This window comes from Collinsella sp. CLA-ER-H3 (genome assembly GCF_040092425.1).
GTDB lineage: Bacteria > Actinomycetota > Coriobacteriia > Coriobacteriales > Coriobacteriaceae > Collinsella.
Map to the genome: position 1 here is coordinate 145493 of NZ_JBBNLP010000002.1, position 25611 is coordinate 171103.

General features: G+C 58.7%; 19 protein-coding genes. 8 read left to right on the plus strand and 11 right to left on the minus strand.

Translation table 11 applies throughout. The features are described 5' to 3' along the window. Positions 1-68: 68 nt before the first annotated feature. Positions 69-4436 (plus strand): hypothetical protein, encoded by a 4368-nt coding sequence (locus AAAX32_RS02265; RefSeq protein WP_349099858.1) that lies wholly within the window; start codon positions 69-71, stop codon positions 4434-4436. A gap of 166 nt (positions 4437-4602) precedes the next feature. Here AAAX32_RS02265 and AAAX32_RS02270 read toward each other — a convergent pair whose 3' ends face one another. Then, complete coding sequence (locus AAAX32_RS02270) at positions 4603-5619, minus strand: hypothetical protein (RefSeq protein ID WP_349099859.1); 1017 nt, start codon at positions 5617-5619, stop codon at positions 4603-4605. A 465-nt stretch (positions 5620-6084) separates the two neighbouring features. Here AAAX32_RS02270 and AAAX32_RS02275 point away from each other — a divergent pair, with 465 nt between their 5' ends. Next, entirely contained in the window at positions 6085-8082 is a 1998-nt protein-coding gene (locus AAAX32_RS02275) for a toprim domain-containing protein (RefSeq protein ID WP_349099860.1), read from the plus strand. 45 nt (positions 8083-8127) lie between these two features. Next, positions 8128-10368, plus strand: coding sequence for a DNA gyrase subunit A (locus AAAX32_RS02280; RefSeq protein ID WP_349099861.1), 2241 nt, complete (start codon positions 8128-8130; stop codon positions 10366-10368). Positions 10369-10466: 98 nt separating this feature from the next. Here AAAX32_RS02280 and AAAX32_RS02285 read toward each other — a convergent pair whose 3' ends face one another. Together AAAX32_RS02285 and AAAX32_RS02290 are read right to left on the minus strand one after the other, a co-directional pair. Next, positions 10467-11756, minus strand: coding sequence for an ATP-binding protein (locus AAAX32_RS02285; protein WP_117776003.1), 1290 nt, complete (start codon positions 11754-11756; stop codon positions 10467-10469). A gap of 180 nt (positions 11757-11936) precedes the next feature. Next, a complete protein-coding gene (locus AAAX32_RS02290; RefSeq protein ID WP_349099862.1) occupies positions 11937-12467 on the minus strand; it encodes a flavodoxin family protein in 531 nt (176 codons plus the stop codon). Between the two features lie 325 nt (positions 12468-12792). Here AAAX32_RS02290 and AAAX32_RS02295 point away from each other — a divergent pair, with 325 nt between their 5' ends. From AAAX32_RS02295 to AAAX32_RS02305, 3 genes are all read left to right on the plus strand, one after another. Further along, a complete protein-coding gene (locus tag AAAX32_RS02295) occupies positions 12793-13422 on the plus strand; it encodes a class I SAM-dependent methyltransferase (RefSeq protein ID WP_349099863.1) in 630 nt (209 codons plus the stop codon). Further along, positions 13409-14014: a class I SAM-dependent methyltransferase gene (locus AAAX32_RS02300; RefSeq protein ID WP_349099864.1), complete on the plus strand. Its 606-nt coding sequence runs from the start codon at positions 13409-13411 to the stop codon at positions 14012-14014. Before AAAX32_RS02295 ends, AAAX32_RS02300 begins: the two co-directional genes overlap by 14 nt. A gap of 115 nt (positions 14015-14129) precedes the next feature. Beyond that, positions 14130-14960 carry a class I SAM-dependent methyltransferase gene (locus tag AAAX32_RS02305; protein ID WP_349099865.1) on the plus strand — a complete coding sequence of 277 codons (831 nt, stop codon included), beginning with the start codon at positions 14130-14132 and terminating at the stop codon, positions 14958-14960. Positions 14961-15114: 154 nt separating this feature from the next. On the opposite strand, the gene guaA is transcribed toward AAAX32_RS02305, so the two are convergent. After that, a complete protein-coding gene (gene guaA, locus AAAX32_RS02310; RefSeq protein WP_035136929.1) occupies positions 15115-16713 on the minus strand; it encodes a glutamine-hydrolyzing GMP synthase in 1599 nt (532 codons plus the stop codon). A gap of 267 nt (positions 16714-16980) precedes the next feature. Here guaA and AAAX32_RS02315 point away from each other — a divergent pair, with 267 nt between their 5' ends. Next, positions 16981-17994: an asparaginase gene (locus tag AAAX32_RS02315; RefSeq protein ID WP_349099866.1), complete on the plus strand. Its 1014-nt coding sequence runs from the start codon at positions 16981-16983 to the stop codon at positions 17992-17994. 22 nt (positions 17995-18016) lie between these two features. Here the strand turns inward: AAAX32_RS02315 and AAAX32_RS02320 are convergent, their stop codons facing one another. Then, positions 18017-18235: a helix-turn-helix transcriptional regulator gene (locus AAAX32_RS02320; RefSeq protein WP_118935309.1), complete on the minus strand. Its 219-nt coding sequence runs from the start codon at positions 18233-18235 to the stop codon at positions 18017-18019. A gap of 76 nt (positions 18236-18311) precedes the next feature. Between AAAX32_RS02320 and AAAX32_RS02325 the strand changes: the two genes are divergently transcribed. Then, positions 18312-18701, plus strand: coding sequence for a hypothetical protein (locus AAAX32_RS02325; protein ID WP_349099867.1), 390 nt, complete (start codon positions 18312-18314; stop codon positions 18699-18701). A 9-nt stretch (positions 18702-18710) separates the two neighbouring features. Here the strand turns inward: AAAX32_RS02325 and AAAX32_RS02330 are convergent, their stop codons facing one another. The 6 genes from AAAX32_RS02330 to AAAX32_RS02355 form a co-directional block, all read right to left on the minus strand. Then, on the minus strand, positions 18711-19094 hold the full coding sequence (locus AAAX32_RS02330) for a DUF1648 domain-containing protein (RefSeq protein WP_055309951.1): 384 nt from the start codon (positions 19092-19094) through the stop codon (positions 18711-18713). An 11-nt stretch (positions 19095-19105) separates the two neighbouring features. Continuing rightward, on the minus strand, positions 19106-20182 hold the full coding sequence (gene ychF / locus AAAX32_RS02335) for a redox-regulated ATPase YchF (RefSeq protein ID WP_349099869.1): 1077 nt from the start codon (positions 20180-20182) through the stop codon (positions 19106-19108). A 114-nt stretch (positions 20183-20296) separates the two neighbouring features. Continuing rightward, positions 20297-21550, minus strand: a complete 1254-nt coding sequence (locus AAAX32_RS02340) for a 4Fe-4S binding protein (protein WP_349099870.1) — start codon at positions 21548-21550, stop codon at positions 20297-20299. 151 nt (positions 21551-21701) lie between these two features. Then, entirely contained in the window at positions 21702-22769 is a 1068-nt protein-coding gene (locus tag AAAX32_RS02345) for a glycerol dehydrogenase (protein WP_349099871.1), read from the minus strand. A 145-nt stretch (positions 22770-22914) separates the two neighbouring features. Beyond that, positions 22915-24015 carry a glycerol dehydrogenase gene (locus tag AAAX32_RS02350; RefSeq protein WP_349099872.1) on the minus strand — a complete coding sequence of 367 codons (1101 nt, stop codon included), beginning with the start codon at positions 24013-24015 and terminating at the stop codon, positions 22915-22917. Between the two features lie 83 nt (positions 24016-24098). Continuing rightward, a complete protein-coding gene (locus tag AAAX32_RS02355; protein WP_035136916.1) occupies positions 24099-25322 on the minus strand; it encodes an iron-containing alcohol dehydrogenase in 1224 nt (407 codons plus the stop codon). Between the last annotated feature and the right edge of the window lie 289 nt (positions 25323-25611).

Consider the following 25611-nt stretch of genomic DNA (forward strand, 5'->3'; position numbering starts at 1 on the left):
ACCGCCACGGGGCGCCTTCTCGCACAATTGGATTATTTCCACCGATATTTGCGGGATGGGAGCCCAAGATGCTTGATCGCCGTTCGTTACTTGTTGCCGGAGCGTCCTCGCTAGCGAGCATCATGTTGCCTCGCGTGCCGGGAAGCGAAAATGCCTTCCTGCTGCCGTTCGCGCCCACCGAAGCCTATGCCGACGAAAAAGACCCCTTCAGGGTGCTCGTTCTCTCGCGCACCATGTTTGGTGTGGTCGTGGTCGACGTCGCCAACAAGAATATGCCCATCAAGGGAGCGCAGGTCACGCTCACGTCGCGCTACGCCGCAGGCAAGCAGCTCGCCGCCACGACCGATGACGAAGGCACCGCCATCTTTGAGGTCGCCCCTCTTTCGGAAGGCTACGTAGACGAGGCAACGCTCCTTGACGCGTACGACTTTAACGGCGGCATCTCCATTAGCATGGCGGGCTACCGCGATGTCGAGATTCCCCTTACGCGTATCCAGGGCGGCACCGCCATAACCGCACCCACACGTCCGCTCTCCGATGGCGAGCCGTACTTCCGCCAGCTCACGTTCGACGAATGGGACATCCAGTACGCCGACGCCACGTTTATGGCAATGCCAGCGGACGAAGCGGCAAACGACCAGCCCGACACGCACGCTTTTACCGTGCAGGCTCATCTGCCGCAGGGCGGGCAGGCAACATTGCATATCAATAAAGTGATGCCCGCTGCGGGCAGCTCAACCGAAACCGTCACGCAGATTGGTCAGATCAAGGCCAGCGCATCGGGCGTGGACAATCTGGCGACATTCACGCTGGAAGACAAGTTCCTCGATGCAGCGTCGAGCCTTCTGGAAGAAGGATGCAAGTTGCGCTTTGTCCTCGACTACCAGGGCAAGACCTACACACTCTCCTCCCCCATGGCCGTTGTCACTGCGCCGGCCGCAAAGGCAGAATCGGGCTCGACCACTATCGTCCCCACTACCATGGACCAAGAGATCACTCCGTTTGATTTCCCCGCGGCGTTTCCCGGCATCGGCGGCAATAAGTTCACGTGCTGGATGCCCACATTTCCGATCCTCTTCGATTTCTCGTTTGCTGGATACGTGCTGTTTGGCGGAGGATACAAACCAGCCAGCTATATGAACGATTCGGGCAATCCGGATCCGGAGTACTGGAAGAAGTCGCCGCGCGAGTCGGGCGCCAAGCAGGCAAACCGCTACCTCGACGAGATGGAGGGGAAGTGGAATCAGTACAAGAGTATGAGTGCCGGTTCGGGCACCGATCCAAGAAACACCAAGCTCCTTCGCCACCATTGCACGCCGCTGTTCACGATGGATATCGCCACACAGCTGTACGGCTCGCTCGCCTACGATTGGGTGGGCAAAACCTGGGGTAACAACAACGACCCCGCATACGGCAATATTAAGGCCCTCTTCCAGGTAAGAACCGACCTCAATTGGACCGAGCAGTTTACCCTAGGACCGGTGCCGTTTTTCCTAAACGTCAATCCCTGGGTGCTGGCGAAGCTGGCGCTCGCCGTGGGTGCCCACACGCACGGCAGCGGCGCGGCGTTTTTTAAAAACATTTCGCTCGACTATTCAAACACGTCGGGCTCGTTCACCATCCAGATCGGGCTTGCCGTCACCTTTGGCGCCGGCGTTGCAGGCGTCGCCTCGTCTGCCGTGCGCGGCGCCGCATCCCTCACGCTGTTCATTGGGTACGAGAAGGCAGATGGACACCAGCTTCCGCGGCTGCGTGTAGGTGCAGACGTCGATGTCGATGTGATACTCCAGTTCGTAATGTTCAAGTGGACCACCAAGGCTTGGTCGGGGTCGTGGCCCACACTCATCGATTCGTGGAATATGTCGGTGAACAATGGCGACCAGCATGTGCCCCAACGCTCTGAGCTGGCATTGGGTGGAGATACGCCTTACACGCTGGATGCCTGCTTCGGCACGCCCGGCAACATCGAGGCGGGCGGCGTGCCGCAATTTATCGCATCGGCCACCATCGTCACCAACGCCGAGCTGCTCGCACGCGCCGAGGTTGCAGCCGCCGCGATAAACGTCGCGCCTACCGTACGCGATTGGGACCGGGCGGTCACGCACATTGAGCTCGAGGCGGATGCAGAAAGCGACGACACGGGACAGATCGAGCATTTCGTCCATGCACTGATAGAGGACGACGAAAACGCCGCGCCGATGTATAAGTACGCCTATATCGGGCAGGCGACGAACGCCGTTGCGGACCCCAACGCCAATTCTGCCGGTGTATCGGAGGACGAGCGTGGCGGCATCAAACCCTCGAGCGACAACGTACTGTTTACCGGCGTGCTCAGCGAAGCTCACATGAAACTGGCAATGATTGCCGGCGCAGAATGCCTATTCCGTATCGCCTCGGTGCGCTACGGCGACAATGGCCGCTCGCGCCTGGTGGTGCATACAAAGGCAAACGGCACGTGGTCCGCTCCCACGCCCGTGGACTTCCCCCTTGGGTTTGGCGAGGGCGACGTGGAGCGCGACGGCATATTCGATTACGACTTCGATGTGGTGGAATATACAGACGGGAGGGGAAACCAGGACGCCTACGTGCTGCTGGTCTCGGGCGAGCGCCCCGCCGGCGACAACACCCTTTTCGATGCGGCGAGCACATCCGGCATACTGTCCGTTGTGCGCCTGCGCATAAGCAACGGCGGAGTTCGCGTGGTGTCGCATACGTCATGGCGCAGTATCTCGCGCGGCCGCCTTCAGGAGGATGGCTACCATTGCCTGCAGTGCCCACGCATCACGGTGGGCAAGACGCTGGTCGACGGACGCCTGTCGGGTGCCTACCTCCACCGCCGCGGAACCACCGCAGAAAAGGCGCTCGGCAGCGAGGCTGAGGTTGCGCTGGAGTGCTTCACCCTGTGGTCGGACGTTTCGGGCGACAGCCTGACGTTCCGCCAAGTTCTCCGCTTTCCGCAGGCACCGTCGAGTATCGAGCTGGGCGAACCCGAGAATATCAACGGCAAAATGGTGACGCCCGTTGCGTACGAGACCGCAGACGGTTGCGGCTGCGCATCGTACGCCGTGATTGGCCAGTCCATTGCGGGCTGGGGCGTTATGCCACCAGACGCCACGGTGCCCCATGCGGTGCCGTGGCCACAACATTCGGGCTTTTTGGCCACCGTCAACGAGCAGCTGCAGCATATTACTTGGACGCGAGGCGCATCGGCATTTGCAAAGCAGCCCGTGGGTGCCGCAGGCTGTGGCCCGGCATCGTTTAGCGTAAGCAACAACGGCAGGTGCGTGCTCTATGTAGAGAACACCGATGGCAAGGTGGGACAAACCTACGACGAAGAAGGCAACCCGGTAGCAGTGATGGGCAAGCACTTCCGCATCTTCGCCAGCACCTTGGCAGGCGATCTGTTCACAGAGCCGTTCGTGATGTGCGAGCTGGACCATCCCGTCGATCAGATAACGACATTTTTGACGTCGGGAGGTATGCTCTCCGCGCTCGCCACGCACATTGTGAGCGCGGAGAAGAGCGAGGCAGAGCTGCGCGGCATCGAAGTGCCCTTGGTGGCGTGTGCCACTCCGACGGGCGCGGTCGCTACCTCGGGCGCGGTGGTGCCCGGAGCAGCAGGCGAATCCTTCATGGTCACGGTGCGAAACGACGGCAACACCTTGCTGACCGCCGGCACGATCGATCTGTACCGAGAGGGCTCCAGCCAGCCGTTCTCCAGCGCATCCATCGGGTTCGGAGCGAACGCACGCATGGCTTCGATCTACGATCCAGAGCTTGCCGAGGATGCTTCGGCCAACGACATGGCACACGTAGAGTACGCGCTCGAGACGCTGGGCGCACGTTTTGCAACGCACCCGCTGGTAGCCGACAACGGCAACGCCGTGCTGGCACCGGGTTGCACGGCACAGTTCCGCATGAGCTTCGCCATCCCCGAGAGTTGGAGCGACGAAGTGGGCAAACGCGTAACGCTGTATGCGAAGGCACGTAATCTGGTGGCGCTCGATCCCGTGACGCTCGAGGAAATTCGACCGGGCGCAAACTCGACGCTGGGTGCCGTACTGCACGAGCTTCATGTGTCCGATGCGGCATGCGAACGCTCGGAAGTGCAGGTCGGCGTATGCGACAGCGCGGATACGACAGGACTTCACGACGCCCCGATGACAGCAGACGGCGATGGTGGCTCGAGTGGCAGCGGTACTGACGAGGGCGGCGGCTCCGGCGGAAGCAGCTCCGGCAGCAGCAAGGACCACGGCAATAACAAACGCTCCGGAAAAGCGGGCGCGCTTGCGGGCACGGGCGATGTCAACGCTCCCCTTACGGCAGCCGCTGCAGCACTCGCCGCGGCAGGCGCGGGCCTCATCGCCTACAGCGCCCGCCGCACGGCGCTCGAAAAAGACACCGCCGATGAGGTCAATTCGGATAAGCCTCGCTAGCTCCTAGTTACATGTCATTATGGAAATCATGTTCGTCATTGCGTGCACGATGCCCCGCTGTGCCCGAAACCGCGCGAGGCACTGACCCTGCTCATCGAGCACCAAAAAGGGCTGGCCCCGATAACTCGGAGCCAGCCCTGAGTCGCCTGACGTAAGAATCGCGGCGTTACTTGAGCTTCAGTGCCTCCATCATGGGCACGGCGGCATCCCAGTCGATCTTCCAGCCAATCGACACGCGGACGGTCTCGCCCGTCGCGGGAGCCGTCGCAAACAGCGTATGGCCGTTGTCGGGACCGGTAAAGCGCAGCCACGTTATGCCGTTGTACTCAACCTGGTCGGTTGTTGTCTCCTTGCCTTCGTAGACCTGCTCTAGGCTTGCAACCTCTTCCTCCGGCGAGCGCGGGAAGATGCTGATGTTCAGGCGTCCTCCAGTCTCGTCGTGGAAGAAGTTTGCCTTTTCGCGCTCTTCGTCGGACGAATCCAGCGTGTACCCATCGGCGGCCTCGATGCTGTACGATGCGCAGTCGATGCCCGTTAAATCTGCCTTCTCGCCAGAATCGGCCACGCCGCCGGCCGCCTTGAACTCCTTAGTCTCGCATCCCGTGGTGTCAAAGTGCATGGCCTCATGATTCTTGGCGGGGGCGTAAGCGTCTACGAACTCGACAGTGATGGGCCCGTAGTACGCCGTCTTGGGCGCCCAGAAATACACGTACTCAACGGTCTCGCCCGGGCCGATATCTGGCCTCTTGGAAAGATCGATGCCCTCGTGAAGCTCATCGGGAGCCTCACTTGCAACGTAGTCGAGCACGGCCGACTTGCCGGAAGTAAACAACGGGTCGCCTGCCTCAAGATCGCCTTGGGCAGCATGCACGTTAAAGGAACTGAACGTCCTGTTCTTTGTGTTGTTGTTGGTAATCTTGATGTGCAGGTAAAAGCCGTCCTGCTTCTTGGCATCACCGCGATAGAACGTACCGTGAGCCATCGACTCATAGGTAATGCCTGCCACCTCGACCGTCTGCGACTCATAGGCCTTGGCCTTCTTGGACTTCTCCTGCACAGGCGCGCTACCACCCGAACCACTCGGCGCATTACCGCCGCAGCCTGCCACCGTACACGCCAACACAGCCGAAAGCGTCACGGTGGGAATTCCTAACAGCAGCTTCTTCGTCATGGGCTTCATCATCCTCACCGCTCCTTTCGCTTGCAGCTCATCCGTTGCCCGAGTCGCAAGTCGACTCCGTGGCATCGGCTTCCACTATGAGCGTATGACGAAACACGGCGCGGGCGAAGTGACCCACGGCCCAAATAACGACCCGCCAGCGTTCCTTATGGGCCAAAGGGACTCGCACACGCACGCCCGTGGCCCATAAAACGAGACGCTTGTCCCAATGTTCGATTCGGAACAACAATCCGCACGACACGTTTTCGACAACGTATCCAACCGCAAACGCAGCAAGACGCCTCCGGCCGCCTTCAAGCTTACTCGGACAGAGCCGACTCGGTTTTGTCCGAGTAAACGAATCCCCATCGAACTCCGAACGATTGTTCGATGGATTTCGTGTTGGTTGGAATCGCCTATGGGCTGGGCTATGCTACCTTGACTATCTATATGACTTAAACGCAGCAAAGGAGCACCGAGAGAGCGAGTATGGCAAAAAACACCGCAAACTATGGTAACGACAGTATCCGCCAGCTCAAGGACGAGGAGCGCGTACGCCTGCGCCCCGCCGTCATCTTTGGCTCGGACGGACTCGATGGCTGCGCGCATGCTGCCTTCGAGATCCTGTCCAACGCCGTTGACGAGGCGCGCCAGGGCTACGGCAAGCTCATCACCCTTACCGCCTTTCGCGATGGCTCCATTCAGGTAGAGGACAACGGCCGCGGCTGCCCGCTCGACTGGAACCCTTCCGAGAAACGCTTTAACTGGGAGCTCGTCTTTTGCGAGCTCTACGCCGGCGGCAAGTACAACAACAACCAGGGCGGCGACTACGACTTCTCGCTCGGCACCAACGGCCTGGGCTCCTGCGCGACCCAGTACGCTTCCGAGTACATGGACGTCACGGTTTGGCGTGACGGTAACAAATATTCCCTGCACTTTAAGAAGGGTAAGGTCGTCGGCGCCAAAAAGAAGGCGCTCGAGATTGAGCCCAGCAACGAGAACCGCACCGGCACCACCATCAAGTGGCGCCCCGATCTTGAGGTCTTTACCTCGATCAGTATTCCCCACGAGTGGTATCGCGAGACCATGCGCCGCCAGGCCGTGGTCAACGCCAACGTTACCTTCCGCCTGCGCATCGAGGGCGACGATGGCGAGTTTTCCGAAGAGGACTTTTGCTACCCCAAGGGCATCGAGGACTATGTGCTCGAGAAGGTCGGTGCCGACTACCTCACCGAGCCCTTCTTTATCGAGGCCGACCGCCGCGGTCGCGACCGCGAGGACCTGCCCGACTACAACGTCAAGATTACCGCGTGCATGTGCTTCTCGCGCACCTTCATGATGCAGGAGTACTACCACAACTCGTCATGGCTCGAAAACGGCGGTTCGCCCGAGAAGGCGGCTCGTAGCGCTCTGACCAGCGCCATCGATGCCTACATTAAGCAACAGGGCAAGTACAACAAAAACGAGAGCGGCATCAAATGGCAAGACGTCCAGGACTGCCTGGTGCTGGTGACTAACTGTTTCTCCACCCAGACGTCCTACGAGAACCAGACCAAGAAGGCCATCAATAACCGCTTTATCCAGCAGGCCATGACTGCCTTCTTTAAGGAGCGCCTCTCGACCTATCTGATCGAGAACAAAGACGCTGCCAACAAGATCATGGAGCAGGTGCTCATCAACAAGCGTTCGCGCGAGAACGCCGAGAAGACGCGCCAGAGCATCAAAACCAACCTGCAGCAGAAGACCGACATGGCCAACCGCGTGCAGAAGTTCATCGACTGCCGCTCCAAGGACAAGGACCGTCGCGAGATCTACATCGTAGAGGGCGACTCGGCAGCAGGCGCCATCCGCACCTCGCGCGATGCCGAGTTCCAAGGTGTTATGCCCGTCCGAGGCAAGATCCTCAACTGCCTGAAAGAGGACTACCCGCGCATCTTTAAGTCCGACATCATCATGGACCTCATGCGCGTGCTGGGCTGCGGCGTGGAGATCAAGGACAAGCGCATCAAAAACCTTGGTGCCTTCGACCTAGACAACCTCAACTGGAACAAAGTCATCATCTGTACGGACGCCGACGTCGACGGTTACCACATCCGCACGCTCGTACTCACCATGCTCTATCGACTGGTGCCCACGCTTATCGACGAGGGCTACGTCTATATCGCTGAGTCGCCGCTCTACGAGATCAACTGCAAAGAGAAGACCTACTTTGCCTACACCGAGCTCGAGAAGAACGGCATCCTTAAGGAGATCGGCGACCAGAAGTGCTCGATCAACCGCTCCAAGGGTCTTGGTGAGAACGATCCGGACATGATGTGGCTCACCACCATGAACCCCGAGACGCGCCGCCTGATCAAGGTGGAGCCCGAGGACGTCACCAAGATGGAGACCATGTTCAACCTGTTGCTGGGCAACGACGAGGCGGGCCGTAAGCGCCATATCTCCGAGCACGGCAAGGAATATCTGGACCAGCTGGACCTGCAATAGCAGCTAATAGATAACGACGGCCCATAAGAAGTTCAAGAGGATATCGTGGCAAAGAAGAAGACGAAGAACCAGCCAAAGAAAAAGCAGGTTAACGCCGAGAACGTCATCGGCCTGCACTCCGAGGTCACCGACCAGCCGATCACGCAGACGCTCGAGGTCAACTACATGCCCTACGCCATGAGCGTCAACGTCTCGCGTGCATTTCCCGAGATTGACGGCTTTAAGCCCTCGCACCGCAAGCTGCTCTACACCATGTACAAGATGGGTCTGCTCAAGGGCGAGCGCCAGAAGAGCGCCAACATCGTGGGCCAGACCATGAAGCTCAACCCGCACGGCGATGCCGCGATCTACGAGACGATGGTGCGCCTGGCCACCGGCAACGAGGCGCTGCTCGCCCCCTTCGTGGAGTCGAAGGGCAACTTTGGCAAATACTATTCGGGCGACCTGAGCTACGCCGCCTCGCGTTATACCGAGGCCAAGCTCGCCCCCATCAGCGCCGAGATCTTCAAGGACATCGACAAGGACCCGGTCGACTTCGTCGACAGCTACGACGGCGCCATGAAGGAGCCGCGCCTGCTGCCCACCACGTTCCCCAACATCCTCGTCTCGGCCAACAAGGGCATCGGCGTCGCCATGGCATCCGATATCTGCGGTTTCAACCTCAACGAGGTCTGTACCGCCACAATGCATTACCTGCAGGATCCCGACTGCGATCTGCTCGAGTACATGCCCATGCCCGACTTCTCGACCGGCGGCGAAATTATCTACCGCCGCGAGGAGATGGAAAAGATTATCGAGACCGGCCTCGGCAGCTTCCAGATCCGCTCCCGCTGGCGCTGGATTCCCGAAGAGCGCATCATCGAGGTTTACGAGATCCCCTACACCACCAAGACCGATGTCATTATCGAGCGCATCGTCAAGCTCTCCAAAGAGGGCAAGGTCAAGGAGATCGCAGACATTCGCGACGAGACCGACCTTTCGGGTCTGCGCATCGCTATCGACCTTAAGCGCGGCGTCGACCCCGACAAGCTCATGGCGAAGCTCTATCGCTCGACCACGCTGCAGGATTCGTTCTCGTGCAACTTTAACGTGCTGGTCGACGGCTATCCCCGCGTTATGGGCGTGCGCCAGATCCTGCACGAGTGGGTCAAGTGGCGTATTGAGTCCACGCGCCGCCGCATTAACTTTGACCTGGGCAAAAAGTCCGAGCGCCTGCACCTGCTGCACGGCCTCGAGGCGATTTTGCTCGACATCGACAAGGCGATCGCCATCATCCGCGGCACCAAGCTCGAGGCCGAGGTCGTGCCCAACCTTATGAAGGGTTTCGACATCGACGAGACCCAGGCCGAGTTTGTTGCCGAGCTCAAGCTCCGCAACATCAACGAGGAGTACATCCTCAACCGCACCAAGGACATTGCCAAGCTTGAGGGCGAGATTGCCGAGCTTGAGGAGATCCTCTCCAGCGAGGAGAACATCAAGAAGGTCATCAGCGACGAGCTGGCCGCGGTCAACAAGAAGTACGTGATGCCGCGCCGCACGGGCAGGATCGAGCCCCATGAGGTTATCGAGGTAAGCTTGGAGCCCGAGGTCGAGGAATACCCGGTCACCATCATGCTCTCGTGCGATGGCTACCTTAAGAAGATGACGGACCGCGTGCTCAAGAAGGCGACCACGCTCAAGTACAAGGACGGCGACAAACCCTTTATCGAGTTCCCGTCCTCCAACACCCACGAGCTGTTGGTCTTTACCAACAAGAGCCAGGTGTACAAGTGCAAGGTTGCAGCGTTTGAGGACACCAAGTCGGCCCAGCTGGGCTCGTACCTGCCGACCGATCTTGAGATGGAACCCGACGAGAGCGTCATCTGGGTCATCGACCCCGAGGATTACAAGGCCGACGTGCTGTTCGTCTTTGAGAACGGCCGCGTGGTGCGCGTCGCGCTTTCTGGATACGTCACCAAGACCAACCGCAAGCGCCTCAAGAACGCCATCTACGGTGGCAGCAAGCTGCTGTATGCCCAGGCGCTCAAGGAAGACCGCGACCTCGCGCTGGTCTCGAGCGACTATCGTTTGATGAACTTCAACACGTCGCTGCTCAAGACCAAGACGACCACCAACACGCAGGGCGTCCAGGCTTTCACGGCCAAGAAGGGCCGCTCGGTCACCACCGTCGGCACGACCGAGGACATCCTTGGCGCCGGCGTCTCGGCCGAAAAGTTCACCGCGCAGAGCCTACCTTCCGCCGGTGCCCTCATGAAGGAAAACGACATGCCGAGCCTGTTTGACTAGGACGACGGCGACCAAACCGTCATGGTTTAACTAAGCAGCGGGGCCCGGAGCGCAGCAACATCGCGCTCCGGGCCCCATGCATTACAGCAGCATCATCCCTATAGACAAAATGCCGCATAAAGTGGAACAGACATAAGCCCATCATTCATTCCAAAGGGCTTAGTCGATAGCCTGATAAGGCGCACGCCCGGATGGGTCTTTTTAAGTGAGGACAGACTTCGAGATCTTGTGTTCTCTCCCGCCTTGACTTCAATCGCAGACAAGCATCCCTGCTTCTCTACTACAAAGTCGATTTCCGCACGATTATCTCGCGCCCAATAATGCAGCGGATAGCCCATGGCTGAAAGCTGTTGGGCAACGTAGTTTTCGGTAAGTGCACCCATGAATGTGCCGCCGATACCGGCAAGAATATCGGCGCGTTGAGCACCGGCCTTGGAGACGAGCAGCCCTGTATCCGCCTGATAGATTTTAAAAGCAGAAGGGTTAACGAAAGCCTCTAAAGGGCTTTCGATCTGCCCGACTAGGCTGCAGCGCGCCACCGTACCCGACAATACAAGCCAGTCGAGAGCATCTCCAAAGAGAGACGCATTGCCCCCCGCTCGCACTACCTTGTATTGAAATTTACGATTCTCTTTGGCAAGCTGCTGTGGAATGGAATCGAAGCACGCACGCGTCTTTGCGCTCAAGCGCTCATCAGCATATTTATTAGTGTCGGCGGAGTATCCGTCGAGAATAATCCGATGCTTTTCGGCCACATCAATGATTGACTGATCATCGATGTACGTTTGGACCGCCTCGGGCATTCCGCCAACAACAAGATACTGCCGATAGAGCCCAAGCGCCTTTTCATGAAGGCTTGGCGCAAGAGGACCCATAAACTCGAATGATGAGCGTATCTCGTCGACCAGCTGATCGTGCCCCATCGCCCAGAGAAACTCCTCGAAATCGAGTGGAGTCATCTCAATCAAGTCGGTCTTTCCGACGGGGAACGAATACGACTGATGGTTAATGGCAACCCCAAGAAGCGACCCAGCAGCCGCAACGTAATACTCGGGAGCATCTTCGCAAAAGTATTTAAGGGAAGTGAGCGCTTCCTCGCATGCCTGGATCTCATCAATGAACAGTAAGGTTTTGCCAGGCACGATACGCTGTCCCGTACGAGCCTCGATCGCGCGTACGATCGAATGAGGGTCAAGACCGCCCGAAAAATCCGCTCGCGCCGACCGGTCGTTCTCAAGATTAACGTAGACAACCGATTCGAAAAGATCCTGGGCGTACGTTCTGAGCAGATAGGTCTTGCCACACTGGCGCACGCCTTTGACCAGCAAAGGTTTTCTATCAGCCCTGTCTCGCCATTCCCTAAGGAGCTCGTCTGCCTTGCGACGCATACGCAACCTTCCCTCATGAACTTCTGTTTGACAATATTTTAACGCGGATTAATTTGTTTTCAGTTATTTTTCTGCGTTTAAAAATTGTTCTATACGGCACTTGAGGGAATACACCCCTATCTCTTGGTAAGGACAGCAAGCATTTCCACCAACACTGATTGCCATGCGTTCTTCTTGTCCTTAGGCGAGCTTGCGAGCGAGCTCTCGCACCTCTTCCAACTTGGGCGACGATGCCATGCTGTCGCGCTCGGTCATGCCGCTAATGGTGACAATGCCCTGGTCCTCCCACTTGCAGTACGCGCAGGTTGACTTGTACATAGCGATCGCCGCATCATAGGCGCCCTCGCTGTGGCTATCGAGCAAAAGGGCCGTCTTGGTGAACGGGAAGCCCGTAGCACCAAAGGCGTACAGACGGTCAATGGCGGCTTTCTCCTGCGCAGTGATATCAAACCAGTAGATAGGCGAAGCGAAGACAACCATATCGGCGCCTTTCAATGACTCGATCACGTCGGCCATGTCGTCCTTCTGCACACAGGTGCCCTCATGGGTAAAGCAGTACTGGCATCCCAGACAACCAGCGATCTTCTTGCTGGCAACGCGGACGACCTCGACCGTATTGCCGCCCTCACGCGCGGTCTCGGCAAATGCCTCGACCATGGTGTCGGTATTGGCGCCCTTGCGCGGGCTACCACTCAATACAACGATTTTCATAGGATTCCCTCCCCTTCATACTGCAGGCGCGCGGCATGTTTTTTTGTAACCAAAATGAATGGAGTTAATCAATCGCCTCGTTTCAGGTACTCCCACTCAATGACTAGAGCCCTGGTGTAATTGGCTGGATCACCGTTCCGGGAACCGGTATCGACCTACCTGTCCGCCAAGCTCCTTCTTCAGCTTCAGCCTAGTATCTGACTCGCGCCGTTATAAGCGAAAACCGAAGAGATGCGTCTTAGCCAAGAAAATAAGGTTAGCCCTATCTTACTACATGATACGCGTGTTATAGTTAGATTGCTCTAACTATTTGGGGGCGATAGCCATGCACGAATGCAAGGGCTTCTGGGACAAGAATGCCGCTCGGTACGACCGTTTCATGCGAAAGGACCGGGCGGCGTATGAGAAGATGTATGGGCTGATCAGGCCGGTGGTGAAAGCAAAAACCGTGCTGGAGGTTGCCACCGGCACGGGGCTTATCGCAAAGAGCATCGTGGATGCGGCGGCGCACATCGAGGCTACGGACGCCTCTGCAAAGATGATCCTTGAAGCAAAGCGGGACAATCAATCCGCAAAGCTGCACTTTTCCGTACAAGATATGTTCCGCCTGCCCTATGCACAGAAGTCCTTCGAAGTGGTGATCGCGTCCAACGCGCTTCACATAGTGCCGCATCCGGAAAAGGCCCTGCAAGAAATCAGACGGGTGCTGAAGGACGACGGCGTGCTCATCGCGCCAACCTTCACTCACGCGGGGAGCTCGGTTTCCGGCAAGGCAAAAGCCTTTTTCATGAGTATGGCGGGATTCCCCCTCCACAGCAGGTGGACAAGCGAGGAATACCTACGTTTCCTGCGTCAAAACGGCTGGGCGGTGCAGAAAAGCGCAGTGCTGAAGGCCTCGTTCCCGTTGACCTATGCGGAATGCACGAAATCGGAGGGGCCAGATGTCGTTCTTTGAAAACACCCGCAAGCCCGTGGGCCTCGGCGGAAAACTTATGGTTGCCATGATGAATCTGGGCCACAGCCCTGTGGCGCGGTGGGGGCTTCGATTTCTACGACTTGCGCCAAACGCCAAGGTGCTGGATTGCGGCTGCGGAGGCGGGGCGAACATAAAACGGCTGCTGAAAAAATACTCGCATGGCATCGTCAAGGGCATCGACTATTCGCCCGTCAGCGTGGAGAAGGCTAGAAAGCTCAACCGAACTGCAATTCAGGAGGGGCGTTGCGCCGTTCTGCAAGGCAGTGTGGCGGATATGGCGTTTGAGAATAGCTACTTCGATGCTGCCACGGCCTTTGAGACCGTCTATTTTTGGCCTGATTTGCCCCGATGCTTCCGTGAGGTCTGGCGGACGCTGAAGCCAGGCGGGACAATTCTCATCTGCAACGAGAGCAATGGCGATACGGACAAGGACGAGAGGTGGACGCAGATCATCGGCGGCATGATCATCTACAAGGACATTGAATTAAAGGCATGTCTGGAGCAGGCGGGTTTTCACGAGGTGCAGATACACAAAAAGAAAAAGTGGCTCTGCGTCACGGCGCGGAAGTAGGGGCATCAAGCACGGGTATTTTTGCATCCATCCTGCACATGGCGATAGGCATGACGGTCATAGCGGCTATGCTGGCGGCAATTATGACAGTTTTTATTCACTGAGGAAGAAACCTATGAAATGTAAAATTGAGAAAAACACCGTGCAGGAGACGCTGATCCTCCCGCTGTATTCCCGGAAGCTGTGTACGGAGTTGTACCCGAACCTTTACAGGGATGAAACAGCGGTTCGTCTGCTCGACCAGATCGACTACGACTTTTCAGAGGCAGAGAAAAACTCCCGCAGCCTGATGCAGCGCTTTGGTGCGCTGGAGGTGGCCACACGGCAGAGTGATCTTGCTTTCGAGGTGCGGGATTACCTGAAAGGCCACCCCAATGCGGCGGTGGTCAATCTGGGCTGCGGGCTGGACAACACCGGCAGAACCTGCGACAACGGTAGATGCAAGATCTACAATCTGGACTTCCCGGATGTGATTGCCTTGCGGCAGCAGCTACTGCCCGCCGGGGATCGAGAACAAAATATCCCCTGCGACCTGAAAGACACCGCATGGTTTAGCAAAATCGATGCCTCCCGCGGGGCGGTGTTCTTTGCCTCCGGGGTGTTCTATTACTTTCTGACCCAGCAGGTCCGGGAACTGGTGCGGGGGATGGCGGACGCTTTCCCCGGCAGTGTGCTGGTCTTTGATGCTGCCAATCGGACGGCGGTAAAGATGATCGCAAAAACATGGCTTAAGACTGCAAAAATCAAGGATGTGGGGGCATATTTTGCGGTTTCGGATGCCGCCAAGGAAATCGGCACGTGGGACAGCCGTCTGCAGGTCACAAGTCGCGGCTATATGCTGGGCTACAACGATTTGAGAGACCCTTCTGTCAGCGGCTTTTTCCGGTTTCTCGCAAGGGTCGGTGACAACGGGATGAAAATGCAAATCGTGAAAATAAGATTTTGAGAGGCAAAAACGAAGCGCATTCACTTTGACGTCGAAGAAGAGGGCTTTTACGGCGCATATTGGGCATGCAAGGACACGCATACAGCAGCGGGCACGGATTCAATTGAAACCGTGCCCGCTATCTGATACTATATTTTTTTATCGAACGTCTGTTCTATTCCCACTCAATCGTCGCGGGCGGCTTGGACGTGATGTCGTAGCACACGCGGTTGGCGCCGGGGACCTCGGCAACGATACGGCCGGAGATGCGAGCCAGCACGTCATAGGGCAGCTTGGCCCAGTCGGCGGTCATGGCGTCGCTGGACTCGACGGCGCGCAGAATGATCGGGCGCTGATAGGTGCGCTCGTCACCCATAACGCCGACGGACTTGATGTCGGGCAGAACCGCAAAGTACTGCCAGCAGCTGTGCTCGGAGTTGCGCTCGCCGGTCTGCTCAAACAGACGCTGGTTGTAGGCGTCGAGCTCCTCGCGCACGATGGCGTCGGCATTCTTGAGAATCTCGAGCTTCTCCTTGTCGACCGCACCGATGATGCGGATGGCCAGACCCGGGCCCGGGAAAGGCTGGCGGAACACGATGTGACCCGGCAGGCCGAGCGCCAAACCAAGCGCACGGACCTCGTCCTTAAAGAAGTGGTCGAGCGGCTCGATGAGGTCGAAGTGCACGCCCTCGGGGAACGGGATCAGGTTGTGGTGGCTCTTGATGGTGGCCGTCTTGCCGCCCGTCTTGCGAGCGCCGGACTCGATGATGTCGGGATAGATGGTGCCCTGAGCCAGGTACTTGACCGGCTTGCCATCGGTCTCGAGCTGCTGCGCCACGGCGAAGAACTCTTTCCAGAACTGCGTACCGATGATGCGGCGCTTCTCCTCGGGCTCGGTCACACCAGCCAGAAGCTCGGCATAGCGGTCCTCGGCGTGGACGTGGATAAAGTCGACATCGAACTGCTTGGTGAAGACCTCCTCCACCTGCTCGGGCTCGCCCTTGCGCAGCAGGCCGTGGTTGATGAACACGCAGGTCATCTGCTTGCCCACGGCGCGAGCGCCCAGCGCAGCCACGACGGAGGAGTCGACGCCACCGGACAGGGCCAGAATCACGCGGTCGTCGCCGACCTTCTCGCGGAACTCGGCCGTCATGGTCTCGACCAGGTTATCCATGCTCCAGTTGGGCTCCAGGCCGCAGATCTCAAACAGGAAGTTGCTCAGCAGCTGCTGACCGTACTCGGAGTGCTTGACCTCGGGGTGGAACTGCGTGGTGAAGATCTTGCGCTCGACGCATTCCATGGCGGCAACCGGGCACACGTCGGTGCTGGCGGTAACGGTAAAGCCCTCGGGCACCTCGGACACGGCGTCGCGGTGGCTCATCCACACGGTCTGCTCCATGGGCGTGGAGTTAAAGAGCTTGGCGCCGGCAGTGCGCGTAATAGTGGCGCGGCCGTACTCGCCCACCTCGGAGTGACCGACCTTGCCGCCGAGCGTCACGGCCGTGATCTGATGGCCGTAGCAAAAGCCCAGGACGGGAAGGCCAAGGTCAAAGATGGCGGGGTCGATGGACGGAGCGTCCTCGGCATACACAGAAGCCGGGCCGCCGGAAAGGATGAGCGCAGAGGCGTTCATCTCGCGAATCTCGTCGGCCGAGATGTCGCAGGGGACAATCTCGGAATACACGTTGAGGTCGCGGACGCGACGGGCAATGAGCTGACCGTACTGCGCACCAAAGTCGAGTACGAGGACCTTTGCGGAAGCCTTTTGATCCATGGTTTCCCCTCCTGTTGGCGGGGAGCCGGTGCCCACCCGCGTGAATGAACGAAAATAGCTTTCATAGTGTACACGTTATATGGGGTTTCTCGTCCCTCGCAGCCATCAGCGCACGGCAAACGCACGACCTGGGCCCTTATTTGACGGCAATTGAAGTGTTACTAAACGTTACAGATGATGTATTACGTTTGAACATTGGACGCCCTGTGCCACAATACTGCCGAACGACTCCGCCTCTGCGGCGGCAAATACGATAGGAATACCAGCATGAAGCGCATCCTTCTCATCGCCACGGGCGGCACCATCGCATCGACCGAGGACGGCAATGGCCTCTCCCCCGCCCTGACCGGTGAGGAGCTCGCCCAGAGCGTCCCCGAGATCTCGGGCCTCTGCGAGCTCGACGTGGTGCAGCCCATGAACATCGACAGCACCAATATGCGCCCCAGTGACTGGATGCGTATCCGCGACGTCATCGTCGAGGGTTATGCCGACCACGACGGCTTCGTGATTCTGCACGGCACCGACACCATGAGCTACACCGCGGCGGCGCTTTCCTACCTGATTCAGGACAGCCCCAAGCCCATCGTACTCACCGGCTCGCAAAAGCCCATGGGCAATCCCTTTACCGACGCCAAGCTCAACCTGTACCAGAGCCTGCTTTATGCGCTCGACGAGCACTCGCACGACGTCTCAATCGTGTTTGGCGGCGTAGCCATTGCCGGCACGCGCGCCCGCAAACAGCGCACCATGAGCTTTAACGCGTTCATTAGCGTCAACTATCCGCCTATCGCCTATATCCGCAACGACCGCATCGTTCGCAACGGACTCCACGGCACTCACCAGAACGAGAACCCGGTTCGTTTCTACGACAGCATCGACCCGCGCGTATTTGTACTCAAGCTTACGCCCGGCGTAAACCCGGGCATCCTCGACGCCCTTGCCGATAGCTACGACGCCGTGATTCTGGAGACCTTTGGCATTGGCGGTATCCCCGAGTTTGGCGAGTCGGGCGAGTCGTTCCAAGAGGCGATTTTCCGCTGGGTCGATTCGGGCCGCACCGTCGTTATGACCACGCAGGTCCCCGAAGAGGGCCTTGACCTGGGTGTTTATGAGGTCGGCCGTGCCTACGCCGATCATCCGGGCATTTTGCGCGGCGATGACATGACCACCGAGACGCTCGTGGCCAAAACCATGTGGGCACTCGGCCAGTCACGCGATGCCGCCGAAATCCAGCGCCTGTTCTACAGCCAAGTCAACCACGACCGCGTCCCGATGGCGTAATTCAGTTATCGACGGGTATCCCCTATTCGATCCCCTCGAGAAGCTCTGACACCGTCATGCCGAGTGCGGGCGCGATCTTAAATAGAACCTTGAGCGTGAAATTTGCCGTCCCATCTTCGATTCTGTCGAGATAGGGACGGCTGATTCCTGCTGCCACACAAAAATCGACCTTGGAGATACCAAGGTCCTTGCGCGTCTGCTCGACTCGCTTGCCAAGAATCTGTTTCGCACGTTCGTCCATGCAGCCGAGTTTGAAATGGAGCTGAACAAAAACGTAAACTATAGTTTACGTTTTGCCGAATACACAGGAGTTTTCTATGTCGGGTTCTTCGGTCCGCATGTACCGAGCCACGCTTCGCACAAACAGCGCACCGCCCAAGCTCGTCGTCGTTGAAGCCGAATGCCTTTCGCCCGATGAGCGCACAGCATTTGCATTGCTATCAAGTCGCGTCGCCGCCGTTCTGGTCCCTTGCCCGGCGCAAGGTGAACTTGCCATCCAATGCCAAACGCACAGCTGCCCGCTCAATCAGGCTGCCGTAATCGCAACCAGCCAACGCGGCCTGCCGCTCCTTCTAGAAGCCGGCATCGCACTCGCCCTTCGCGGCGCCGGATACGAAAACGAGGCCGCCGCCGACATGGTCTTTAAACCACGATCGAGCGGCGGCCTCGCAGCAGCCATTGAATATGCGTGCAGGCTCGTTGCCTAAAAGGACAAGCTAGAAACCAAAGCCAAAGCCCGTTCCGGTAATCGCCGAGTACATAAAGTAAACGTTAATCACGTTGAGGAACACGCCCGTGATGCAGCCGTTTCGCAGGTAGCGCTCGCACACGATGCGCGCCATGGCGGCGGAGTCATCATTGTTTTTAGCCTGGCGTCCCGCCGTAAAGTACGTCGCCACGCTCAGCAACAGGTTGAGCACCGGCAGTGCCAGCAGCTCGTAGCTCTTGCCCCAGCGCGTCACCTCGCCGGCTGCGTTAAACTTCGTTGCCACCTCGGGACCAATGTTGGGGATAACAAACGCTGCGACCACCAGCGGAATCACCGCAAGTACGAGCAGCGCAATACCCATGTAGCCAGCTTTTTTGCCATATTTAAACATATGCGTCGTCCTTACACGTTAAAGCGGAAGTGCACGACATCGCCATCGGCCATGACATAGTCCTTGCCCTCGATACGCAGCTTGCCGGCGGCCTTGGCGCCCTGCTCACCGCCGAGCTCGATGTAGTCGTCATAGCCAATGACCTCGGCCTTAATAAAGCCGCGCTCAAAGTCGGTGTGGATAACGCCGGCGGCCTGCGGGGCGGTCGCGCCCTGACGAACCGTCCAGGCCTTGACCTCCATCTCGCCAGCCGTAAAGAACGACTGCAGACCGAGCAGCTTGTAGGCTGCCTGCGCGAGCACGTCCAGACCGGGTTGCTCCAGACCCAAGCTCTCCAGGTAGTCGGCCGCATCCTCGGGATCGAGCTCGGAAAGCTCGGCCTCGATCTTGGCGCAGATGGGCAGCGGCTTAACGCCGTCGATGGGCGCCAGATCGTCGTTGAGCATATCCTCGTCCACGTTGGCCACGTACAGGATGGGCTTCATGGTGAGCAGGAACAGGCCCTTGGCGGCGGCGCGCTCCTCGTCGGTCATCTCCATAGACGCAGCGCGCTTGCCCTCGTTGAGCCAGGCGAGCAGGCGCTTGGCGACCTCAAACTTGGGCATGAGCTCCTTGTCGCGCTTGGCCTCCTTCTCGAGCTTAGGCAGCTGCTTCTCGAGCGTGCCCATGTCGGCCAGGATAAGCTCGGTCATGATGGTGTCGGCATCGCCGGCGGGGTCGACGAACTCGCCCGTGCGGCCCACCTCGCGCATAACGTTGGGGTCCTTAAAGTAGCGTACGACCTCGCAGATGGCGTCGGTCTCGCGAATGTTAGCCAGGAACTGGTTACCCAGGCCCTCGCCCTCGTTGGCGCCCTTCACCAGACCTGCGATGTCGACGAACTCGACCGTTGCCGGCACGATGCGACCCGGGTTGACGATGTCGGCGAGCTTTTGCAAGCGGCTATCGGGCACGTCGACGATACCCACGTTGGGGTCGATCGTGGCGAACGGGTAGTTGGCGGCAAGGCCGGTCTTTTTGGTAAGCGCGATGAACAGCGTCGACTTGCCTACGTTGGGCAGGCCCACGATACCGATGGAAAGGGACACGACAGCTCCTTTTGGTACAAGTATTTCAAACTGCATAAGTATAGCGCCGCCGCAGCATCCGGGCGAATCCGGACACCGCAGCGGCACGAATGAAGCAGAGATAGGGATCGCTGACTAGTCCGCGAGCTTTTCCACCTGGTCGAGCATCTTGTTGAGCTTTTCCTTTGCCTCGGCCTTGACCTTCTCGGCCTCTTCGTGGGCCTTGGCCTTCTGAGCGGCCTTTTCCTCGGCCTCGGGGTCGACGACGACCAAGTTAGACGCGTCGTGCTCAACAAGCTTGAGTGCATGCTCGGGGCACACCTTGACGCAGGCTCCACAACCCAGGCAATACGTGGATTCCAGTGCAAAGCGGCCGCTTCCCACCAGATCGCAGGCAAACGTGGGGCACACGTTGACGCACTCGCCGCACGACGTGCACTTGTCAAAATCGCATTCCGGCGTGCTCACCTGCATGTTCTGGGCAAGCTCGGGGTGGTTTTGCAACGTCGAGAGCACCAGTTGGCGCCCGTGCGTGAGAGAACGGCGACGCTTAGTCGTTGTGGTGCCGCACATGGTGTTGAGTGTGCGCTCGAGCTGCGTGATCTGGTGACGGTGGGCCTTCAACTTCTGCGTCACCGAGGCCAGCGCCGCCGTCGCCGGATTGAGCTTGGTCACCGTCAGGCCCGTGGTGCGGGCGATCTTTTCCATATACTCCTTGCGCTCGTACTCGCGAAGCTTATGGCACTTGAGGCTCTTGGGGTCGACCTCCAGGCCCATGCCCGTACCGGCCCACTCCTCGGCAGTGGCGATGGCCTCGCCCAGAATATCCTCGCCACCGGTGTTGCGACATTTATCGCACACGCCCAACGGCAGGTACACACTCACGTTGGGATAGTCGGCCAGTACCGAGAACCAGGTCTCGGCCGTAATATCGCCCACGCAGGCAACGACAACCTCGTTCTCGCGCGGCATGCGCTTAAGGGCACGCGTGCAGGTAACGTAGGCTGTCTCGTGGCTCGTAGCTGCCGAGACAATGTCGTCGTAAAGGTTTTTGGGCGCCAGGCGCGGCGAGATGATCGCCTCGGTCGGACAGGCAGCGGCGCACAGGCCGCACTTGCGACAGGAGTCGAGGATTTCAATGGCGTCTTCCTCGACCTCGATAGCGTTGACCGGGCATACGTCCATGCACGCGGTGCAGCCGCTCTTCTCATTTTTGCAGGTCAGGCACGGAATGGTGTTTCCGCGCGGGCGCTCCTTGTAGTCGGCAGGATTCCACTGCGGCGCTGACGGATCGAGTGCATCGGTCACACCGCCAAGCGGGTTTTTAAGAAAGTCGAAACCCTTGCTGATCTCGATAATGTCATCAAACAGATCGTGTTCCTGCGCCATGCGCGGCCCCTCCCTGAGCAGTGCAAACAAGCAAGAGATAATGATACGCTATCGGCCCACGTCTCGGGCAAATTACACGCGGAGCATCTTTGAGGTAAATAATCTATGGCCTATCGCCGACTTGATTGCACAAGGTCGATCAAGCGCCAAGCTATGCCTCGCGCATGAGCTCGACGAGCTTTTGTTTGGTCACCTTGGCCTGTTCGTTAGCCATATTGCGCTCGTTCTTAGAAGTTGCATCCGCAACGCTCATCAGGTCGGCATCGGTAATCTCACCAAGCCCCAGCTCCTCAAGCGTCGTCGGTAGGCCGACGCGCTGGCAAAACTCGAGCACCCGATCGAGCTCGGGCGCACGCTCCAGGCGAAGCTGGACCACCAGGCCAAACGCTACGGCCTCGCCGTGCATGGCCTTGCACTCGGGCAGAATCGTCAACCCGTTAGCGATAGCATGGGCGAGCGCTAGGCCGCCACTCTCAAAGCCGACACCCGAGAGCAAAATATTGCACTCGATCAGGCGCTCAACCGCTGGCGATGTACGGCCCTTTTTAAGATCGCGCTTGGCAGCGACACCACACTCCATAAGCGTGTCGTAGCAGGCCCGAGCCGCAACCAGGGCCAAGTGCCCCGGCGTGCCACCGTGCTCGTTGGTGCCGTGCGCCGCGGCACACGAACGCGCCTCAAAGTACGTTGCCAGCGCGTCGCCCATACCGGCGACCGTCATGCGCAACGGCGCCGCGGCGGCCACGTCAGTATCGACCACGACCAGGTCTGGATTCTTCTCGAGCATCAGGTAGCGGTCGAACGACCCATCCTCGTGATACAGAACCGAAATCGCGCTGCACGGACCGTCCATCGAAGCCGCCGTGGGGCTTACGCACAACGGCAACTCGGCATAAAACGCAACGGCCTTAGCGATATCGAGCATCTTGCCGCCGCCAATGCCCACCACCATGTCGCAATATTCGGCCCGGGCTTCCTTGGCCATTTCGACAACGGCATCTTCCGTACACGGACCGTCGTAAATCTTAAAGAACGGCTCGCTTAGATCTTCATCCAGAAATCCATCGACGATCTGCCTGCACAGCCGATCCTCGGTGCCCTGGTCAAACAAAACATAGGCAGCGCAGCCCAACCATGACAAATACCTGCCCTGACGCGATAGTTCGCCCGGCCCCTGAACATACCGGCCGGGACCGCCGTAAACCATAGGAAGCGCCATACGAGAATCCGCCCTTCATCAAACAACGATTGGTGCAAAGTAACCTGCCCCCTGCACCAACTTGGTGCGATGGGGTCAGGTTAGTTTGCACCATAGCAAAAAGGGGCAAAGCCATCTGCTGGCTTTGTCCCTTCCTTAGCTTGACTTACTCATCCATGAGATAGTAGTGGCCCAGCGCGTCGGCACCTAGGATGGCGTTTGCGACCATCTCGGGCGTCACCTCAAACGGCATGTTGCACATGGTGTCCTCGGGCGCGCAAGCGGCCTCGGCAACGACCATGGCCTGCTCGCGCGTAAGCTCGGCAACGCCAAGTTCCTTCATCGTGACCGGCAGGCCCAGCTCAATGCAGAAGCCCAAGACTTCCTCGAGTTTCTCAGTCGGAGCATCCTCGAGTACCAGCTGGACGATGGTGCCAAAGGCGACCTTCTCGCCGTGATACATGCCGTGGCACTCGGGCAGCATCGTCAGGCCATTGTGGATGGCATGAGCAGCAGCAAGGCCCGAGCTCTCAAAGCCAATGCCGGAAAGCAGCGTATTGGCCTCGATGATATGCTCAACGGCAGGCGTGAGCGCACCCTTCTCCAGCGCGACCTTGGCCTTGACGCCATCGGTCATAAGCGTCTCGTAGCAGAGCTTGGCGAGCGCCAGGCCGGCCATTCCGCCCTTGCCGCCGGCGCAAGTGCCACCGTCGGCATCGTGCGTCGCCTGGGCCTCAAAGTAGGTTGCGAGTGCATCGCCCATACCGGAAACCGTCAGGCGCACCGGGCTCGCCGCGATAACCGTCGTATCCATCAGGACAATGTTGGGGTTTGCCTTAAGGAACAGGTACTTATCGAACTGGCCGTCATCGGTGTAGAGCACCGAAAGTGCCGAGCACGGTGCATCGGTCGAAGCGATGGTGGGGCAAATGATAACCGGGGACTCCAGGTAGTAGGCAACGGCCTTGGCGGTGTCGAGGATCTTACCGCCACCGACGCCAACGATGATATCGCAACCGTTGTCGCGCGCGAGCGCCACCAAACGGTCGACCTCGCCCTTGGAGCACTCGCCATTAAAGTCCTCAAACAGCAGCTCGGCCTTAGCCTCGGCAAAGCCGCCCTCGATCTTGGCACCGACGCGCTTCTTGCCCGAAGGCGTCACAATAACGAGGGCCTTAGCGCCGAGCGGCTCGACATAGGAGCCGAGCTTGGCGAGCTCGTCCGGACCCTGGATGTACTTGCTGGGGCTATTGAAAATTGCAGCCATAACTATCCCATTCTCTAAAAGAAAAAAGAAAGGGGCTCCGTACGGATACGTGCGGAGCCCCTCGTTACGATAACAAGAGTCGATTAGAAATCGATGTCGGTGTCGTAGTAGCAGGCCTTGAGGATCTTCTCGAAGTCGGCAGCCTTGGTCTCACGCGGGTTCTCGGGCGTGCAGGCGTCCTGCTCGGCGTTCGCGGCGATCTCGGGGAGCTTCGCGAGGAACTCCTCCTCGGAAACCATCTGCGGGTTCTCGGCGTCGACCTTCACGCCGCCATTCGCGTAATCCTTGATGGACTGCGGAATGTTGAGCTGGTCGTTGAGGTCGCGAATCTTCTGGACGAGCGCAGCGATGAGCTCCTCGTTGGTCTCGCCGGGAAGGTGCAGGATCTCCTTGGCCACGTAAGCGTAACGCTCGGCAGCACGCGGGTCCTTGGAGTTCCACTGGATGACCTTGCCCAGGTACATGGCGTTAGCAGCACCGTGGATGATGTGACCGTTCTCGAAGGCAGCACCGGTCTTGTGAGCCATGGAGTGAACGATGCCCAGCAGGCCCGAGGAGAAGGCGATGCCGGCGATGCACTGAGCCTCATGCATGTGCTGACGGGCCTCATGGTCACCAGCATAGGACTTGGGCAGCCACTCGACGATCTCGCGGATGCCGTGCAGAGCGTTAGCGTCGGTGAACATGGAAGCACAAGTGGAAACGTAAGCCTCCATGCAGTGGGTCAGAGCGTCCATGCCGGTGTGAGCGCACAGCTTGGCGGGCATGGTGTAGGTGAGCTCGGGGTCAACGATGGCGACATCAGGGGTGATGTTGAAGTCGGCCAGCGGGTACTTGATGCCCTTGGCGTAGTCGGTGATGACGGAGAAGGCAGTGACCTCGGTAGCGGTGCCGGAGGTAGAGGAGATGGCGCAGAAATGAGCCTTCTGACGCAGCTCGGGGAAGCTGAACGGCTGGATGATGTTATCGAAGGACTCCTCGGGATACTCGTAGAAGACCCACATGGCCTTAGCGGCATCGATGGGCGAGCCGCCGCCGATGGCGATAATCCAGTCGGGCTCGAACTCGCGCATGGCCTCGGCGCCCTTCATGACCGTCTCGATGGACGGGTCGGACTCGACGCCCTCGAACAGCTTGACCTCGAAGCCGCCTTCCTTAAGGTCGGCCTCAACGTCCTGCAGGAACCCGCCGCGGCGCATAGAGCTGCCGCCAGAAACGATGATGGCCTTCTTGCCCTTGAGGTTCTTCACCTCGTGGCGAGCGCCCTCACCAAAGTACAGATCGCGAGGATTGGTAAAACGTCCCATACTGTGCCTCCTAAACAAGCCCCTCTTAGACTTGCGTATATAACGGAGCACCCGATTGGCTCCGTTAGGACCGTTTTGCGCGTTGCCGGCGATGACAATGCGCGATGTCTAAACGTCTCAACGCTCAGACAAACACTATTCTACCGTTCTGGTTGGTCAGTTATTCACCTAAAGCCAACAATGATGAAACGTTTTTTCCATCCCTGAAGACCCTTGTGGGGCATTCATACTCCCAAGCTGGGCAAACGTTTTATCAAGGTTGACCACATATCCCGGGCAGGACGGTGCC